7 protein-coding genes are annotated in these 5,367 nt (G+C 67.7%); 2 read left to right on the top strand and 5 right to left on the bottom strand.

The features are described 5' to 3' along the window. The coding region (locus WAW17_RS11245) for a fructose-bisphosphatase class II family protein (protein WP_422333060.1) at nucleotides 1–621 on the bottom strand (621 nt) is incomplete at its 3' end. 149 nt (nucleotides 622–770) lie between these two features. Here WAW17_RS11245 and WAW17_RS11250 point away from each other — a divergent pair. After that, nucleotides 771–1,340: a DUF4245 domain-containing protein gene (locus WAW17_RS11250; RefSeq protein ID WP_422333061.1), complete on the top strand. Its 570-nt coding sequence runs from the start codon at nucleotides 771–773 to the stop codon at nucleotides 1,338–1,340. A gap of 30 nt (nucleotides 1,341–1,370) precedes the next feature. Here WAW17_RS11250 and WAW17_RS11255 read toward each other — a convergent pair whose 3' ends face one another. Genes WAW17_RS11255 through WAW17_RS11265 form a run of 3 tightly spaced genes read right to left on the bottom strand, consistent with a single transcriptional unit; the run spans nucleotide 1,371 to nucleotide 3,481 of the window. Beyond that, nucleotides 1,371–1,601, bottom strand: a complete 231-nt coding sequence (locus tag WAW17_RS11255; RefSeq protein ID WP_422333062.1) for an exodeoxyribonuclease VII small subunit — start codon at nucleotides 1,599–1,601, stop codon at nucleotides 1,371–1,373. 3 nt (nucleotides 1,602–1,604) lie between these two features. Continuing rightward, nucleotides 1,605–2,861, bottom strand: coding sequence for an exodeoxyribonuclease VII large subunit (xseA, locus tag WAW17_RS11260; protein WP_422333063.1), 1,257 nt, complete (start codon nucleotides 2,859–2,861; stop codon nucleotides 1,605–1,607). Continuing rightward, nucleotides 2,858–3,481 (bottom strand): lipid droplet-associated protein, encoded by a 624-nt coding sequence (locus WAW17_RS11265; protein ID WP_422333064.1) that lies wholly within the window; start codon nucleotides 3,479–3,481, stop codon nucleotides 2,858–2,860. The genes xseA and WAW17_RS11265 overlap by 4 nt, the downstream gene beginning before the upstream one ends. Nucleotides 3,482–3,556: 75 nt before the next feature. Between WAW17_RS11265 and WAW17_RS11270 the strand changes: the two genes are divergently transcribed. After that, on the top strand, nucleotides 3,557–4,564 hold the full coding sequence (locus tag WAW17_RS11270) for a 4-hydroxy-3-methylbut-2-enyl diphosphate reductase (protein ID WP_422333065.1): 1,008 nt from the start codon (nucleotides 3,557–3,559) through the stop codon (nucleotides 4,562–4,564). A gap of 19 nt (nucleotides 4,565–4,583) precedes the next feature. On the opposite strand, the gene WAW17_RS11275 is transcribed toward WAW17_RS11270, so the two are convergent. Further along, nucleotides 4,584–5,367: DUF6542 domain-containing protein (locus WAW17_RS11275; protein WP_422333066.1), on the bottom strand; the 784-nt coding region annotated here is incomplete at its 5' end.

Consider the following 5,367-nt stretch of genomic DNA (forward strand, 5'->3'; position numbering starts at 1 on the left):
GGCGATGGCCCCGGCCACGTCGCCGTCCGAGATCAGCCGGATACGGGCGCCGACCTCGCGGACGTCGTTGATGAGCTGGGCGTGGCGAGGACGGTCGAGGATGCAGACGGTGACGTCGGAGACGGACGCCTTGCGAACCTTCGCGACACGCTTGATGTTCTCTGCGACGGGCGCGGTGATGTCGATGACGTCGGCAGCGTCGGGTCCGACGGCGATCTTCTCCATGTAGAACACCGCGGAGGGGTCGAACATCGAACCGCGCTCGGCCACCGCGAGGACGGAGATGGCGTTCGGCATGCCCTTGGACATCAGGGTGGTGCCGTCGACCGGGTCCACGGCGAAGTCGCAGTCGGGGCCGTCGCCGTTGCCGACCTCTTCGCCGTTGAACAGCATCGGCGCTTCGTCCTTCTCGCCTTCACCGATGACGACGACGCCCCGCATCGACACGGTGTGGACGAGCTGACGCATCGCGTCGACCGCGGCACCGTCACCGCGCTCCTTCTCGCCGCGGCCGACCCAGCGACCGGCAGCCAACGCACCAGCCTCGGTGACTCGGACCAATTCCAGAGCAAGGTTTCGGTCCGGGGCCTCGCGGCGACTCGACGTGGTGCTGGCCGTCATGGGTAGTGCCTCCTGGTGCAGTGAGGGTCGACGCCTGAGTCGACGCTATGGGCTGATTGTCCCAGAAAGGTGTGTGACGTGCGCTGCTGGGTTGCGTTTTCCGGGACCGTGAATCGTCGCCGCCGGGCCGAGCCTGGATACTGGTGTCCGTGGCCTCTGATAAACCCCGCATTCTGCACAACAACCGCGACATGGTGTGGTCGCTCATACCCCTTGTCCTGTTCTGTGTACTGATCGCGGGTATCGCCAGCCAGTGCACGTTCAGCCCCGGCGGGCCCACCACCGGCCCCATCCCGAGCTTCGACGTCGATTCGGCGTTGAAGTACGACGCGAAGGACCTGCCGTTCCCCGTTCGGCAGCCGGAGGTTCCGGAGGGCTGGACCCCCAACTCGGGCAGCCGCAGCATCGTCAGCGGCGACGAGGGCGGCGACTCGAGCACCGTGGGATTCATCACCGAGGCAGGCCGCTACGTTCAGCTCACGCAGAGCGACGCAGCCGAGACCGCACTCGTGCCGTTCGTGGCCGGTGCCCCCCGCAGCGCCACCGGAACCGAGGACGTGGCGGGTCGTACCTGGATCGTGTACGGCGGCGAGGGTGTCGAACCGATCTGGATCTCGGACTTCGGTGATGTCCGGGTCCTGATCACCGGCAGCGCGTCCCCGGAGGCGTTCACACGACTGGCCACGGAGGCCACGGAAGCCGAGATACTCGAATCCTGACGCTGCTCGAATCCTGACGCTGCGGGTCGGTCAGTCCTCGTCTTCGGCGTGAGCGAGGGCGGTCTCGACCCGCTTGCGCGCTCCCGCCAGATGCTCTTCGCAGCGCTTGGCGAGTGCCTCGCCGCGCTCCCAGAGGGCGAGTGAGGCGTCGAGGTCGAGGCCGCCCTGTTCGAGGATCCTGACCACGTCGACCAGCTCGTCACGGGCAGCTTCGTAGCCCAGCTCCGCGATGTCGTCGCCTTTTCCGGAGGGCGTGCTCATGTTCTACTTTTCCTTTCCCATCACCGCGGCGCGGATTGCGCCGTCGGCGACTCGAACGCGAATCTGGGTTCCCGGTGGTGCGTCCTCGACGGACCGCAGCACCTCGGGGTCGCTGTCGGGCACAATGCGCTGCACCACCGAGTACCCGCGGGCCAGGGTTGCTGCGGGGCCGAGCGTGGTGAGGCGTGCGCGGAGGTGCTCGACTGTGGTGCTCTCGGCTGCGATGGCACGGGTGATGTCGCGACGCCCCGCATCCCTCAGACGCTCGATCTCCTCGGCGCGATGATCGATGGCCCTGAGCGGATCGGCCAGGACCGGCCGGCTTCGCAGCTGCGTCAGATGATGCGATTCACGCTGCACCCAGTTTCGGAGCGCGGCCGCGCTGCGTGCCCGCAGTTCGCTGACCAATGCCTGCTCGGCGACTGCATCCGGGACGACGCGTTTGGCGGCATCCGTCGGTGTGGCAGCACGCAGATCGGCGACGTGGTCGCTGAGCGGGCTGTCCGGTTCGTGCCCGATGGCACTGACGATCGGGGTGGTGCACGCGACGATCGCCCGGCACAGCGTCTCGTCGGAGAACGGCAGGAGGTCTTCGACGCTGCCGCCGCCGCGGGCGAGGATGATCACGTCGACATGAGGATCGGCGTCGAGTTCCTTCAATGCGCTCAGGATCTGCGGCACCGCCGTGGCGCCCTGAACGGGTGTATTGCGAACCTCGAACCGCACGGCCGGCCAGCGGCGTTGCGCCACACTCAGCACGTCGTGCTCGGCCGCTCCGCCCCGGCCGGTGATCAACCCGATCGTGCCGGGCAGGAACGGGAGTGGCCGTTTGAGCCGCGGATCGAACAGTCCTTCGGCGGCGAGCAGTGCGCGCAGTCGTTCGATACGGGCCAGCAGCTCACCGATTCCGACGGCCCGGATCTCGGTGACCCGCAACGACACGGACCCGCGACCGGTGTAGAACGAGAGCTTGCCGAACATGATCACCCGGCTGCCCTCGGTGAGCGGGACCGGGAAATTCTGTAGCAACTGGGGCGAGCACGTCACCGACAGCGACATGTCCACGGAGGGGTCGCGGAGAACCAGAAACGCCGTCCTGGTACCCGGACGGGCGTTGATCTGTGTGATCTGACCCTCGACCCAGACACTGCCGAGTCGGTCGATCCATTGCGCGACCTTGGCTGATACCGTGCGCACCGGCCAGGGATGCTCGGCGGTGCTCGGTCCTGGACTGCTCGCGCGGGGCTGTGCGGAGGTCACTTCGCCTTGGCTGTGGTGATGCGGTTGGTCAGCATGGTCAGGAACGGTGCCCGCGCGCGGGTCGCCTTCTCGTAGTCGAGCAGGGCTGTGAGGTCTTCGACCGAGAGGGTGCGGAGGCGGGCCCGAAGCTGGGCGAGGGTGAGTGAACCGTAATCGAGGTAGGTCGCGATCTCCGGCACGGCCACGGAAGGCGCCTCGGTGGCCGTCTTCTCGGCGGGCTTCTCGGAGGCAGGCTTGCCGGAGGCACCGTTGGTGGGTGCGGTCCCCGGCGATGCACCCTGCTCGGATGTCTGATCCTGCGGGCTCAGTGAGTAGAGCGCGAAGCGGCCTGGACGCTCGTCCGTGAGAGTGCTCGTGACCGGCGCGGTCGGGGTGTCCTCGTCGAAAACCGCCCACGACGGCTGCTCGTCGTCGTGCGTCCAGTGGATGAGGGCGAAGGCCTGATCGCCCTTGATGGCGAGCGCCGTGATCGTCTGCTGAAGCCGCATCGAGGTCTGCAGGACCTGGCTGATCGCGGTCATCGGCAGGGTCACCGCGGTGACCGGTAGTTTCCTGGCTTCCTCTACGGCCGTCACGGCGATTCCGGCGGCGACGCGCGCAGCGAACGGGGGACGAATCATGCCCACAGCCTGCCTGAGATCGACACGTTTGGGTAGCCGACGTGCCCCCGCTGGGCTGCCCCGTACGCTGAAGGCATGTCTTCGGCTGTTCCCCTGAATGTCGGTATCACGCGTTCGGCAGACTCCGGATCGCGTTCCGGTGACGAGAAGCGCGTTCTGCTCGCTGAGCCACGCGGATACTGCGCCGGCGTCGATCGTGCGGTCGAGACGGTCGAGAAGGCCCTCGAGAAGCACGGTGCCCCCATTTACGTGCGCAAGGAGATAGTGCACAACCGGCACGTCGTCGAGACGCTCACCGAACGCGGTGTGGTCTTCGTCGACGAAACCGACGAAGTGCCCGAGGGTGCGCTGCTCGTGTTCTCCGCGCACGGGGTGTCTCCGGCGGTGCACGAATCAGCTGCCGCGCGCGGTCTCCGCACCATCGACGCGACGTGCCCGCTGGTCACCAAGGTGCACCAGGAGGCCAAGCGCTTCGCCCGTGACGACTACGACATTCTCCTCATCGGCCACGAGGGCCATGAAGAGGTCGAGGGCACCGCGGGCGAGGCCCCGGATCACGTGCAGCTCGTCGACGGGCCCGATTCGGTGGACGCCGTGACGGTGCGCGACGAATCCAAGGTGATCTGGCTGTCACAGACCACGCTGAGCGTCGACGAGACGATGCAGACCGTCGCGCGACTGCGGGAACGGTTCCCCCACCTGCAGGATCCGCCGAGCGACGACATCTGCTACGCCACCCAGAACCGCCAGGTCGCGGTGAAGGCGATGGCGCCGGAGTGCGATCTCGTCATCGTGGTGGGTTCCCGCAACTCGTCCAACTCGGTGCGGCTCGTCGAGGTGGCACTCGGAGCGGGGGCGAAGGCCTCCTACCTCGTCGATTTCGCTCGTGAGGTGGATCCGGCATGGCTCGACGGCGTGCGCACGGTGGGAATCACCTCGGGCGCCTCGGTGCCGGAGATCCTCGTGCGGGGAGTGATCGACCTACTTGCCGAGCACGGATTCCATGATGTCCAGCCGGTCACGACGGCCAACGAGACACTCGTTTTCGCACTGCCCCGCGAGTTGCGTGCCGCACGTTCCTGACCGGACGAGCGGTCCCGATCTACCGGGGCTGCTCGGTCCCGAACGGGGGTTCGTAGCGGTCCCGGTAGCGCACCTGCGGAATCGGGTGGGCCGGAATATCGGCATTCACCCGTGACCGCGAGGCGGTCCGCGGTGACGCCGAAGGGGACTCCTGAATGCCGGCCGCGCGAGAAGAGTGCGGTATCGCAGCCGCCCGGTCGCGGATCGGCGGGGGTGGAGTGGCGGTCCGGCCCGACGACGACGATCGGCGAGGCGGCGGGGAATCGGGTCGGCGGGGCGTAGCGCGCGGACGTTCGGGCGCCGACTCGGTGTCGCGACGGGCAGCGCGAGACGGCCGTTCGGTTTCTGCCCGGCCGGCACGGGACGGCCGTTCGTTTTCTGCCCGGGCGGCACGCGACGGGCGTTCGGTTTCTGTCCTGGCAGCGTGGGACGCACGCGGGGGGCGTCGCCGCTCCGATGGACGCGCCGGGCCGTTACGTCGTTGCTGCAGCAGGAAGCGGCGAAGTCCGCCGATCATCAGTACTACGACGGTGGCGGCCAGCATCACGGGAAAGCGGTTGACCAGGGGGTACGCCACATTGATCGCAAGGTCCTTGAGTGCAGTGCTGTTCTCGTCTGCAACGATGCTCTGGCCGACCGGGACGGCGACGAACAGGAGCAGTGGTGGTTGCACGATCGCGGTGAACAGCGCCCGATTACTGGCAGCGGCCACGGCGAGCACGCAGCCGAGGAAGTAGAAGGTGGAGAACGCCGCGGTGAGTTCGGTGCCCCGGGCCGCATCGACCGCGAATCCGACAGCCGTG

Origin of the sequence: Rhodococcus sp. (in: high G+C Gram-positive bacteria) (genome assembly GCF_049286785.1) — a bacterium.
Taxonomy (GTDB): domain Bacteria; phylum Actinomycetota; class Actinomycetes; order Mycobacteriales; family Mycobacteriaceae; genus Rhodococcus_F.

What these genes read in the sequence shown, in the direction of transcription:
- WAW17_RS11255 (WP_422333062.1), bottom strand. Translation starts at nt 1,601, where the DNA reads ATGAGCACGCCCTCCGGAAAAGGCGACGACATCGCGGAGCTGGGCTAC.
- WAW17_RS11265 (WP_422333064.1), bottom strand. Translation starts at nt 3,481, where the DNA reads ATGATTCGTCCCCCGTTCGCTGCGCGCGTCGCCGCCGGAATCGCCGTG.
- WAW17_RS11270 (WP_422333065.1), top strand. Translation starts at nt 3,557, where the DNA reads ATGTCTTCGGCTGTTCCCCTGAATGTCGGTATCACGCGTTCGGCAGAC.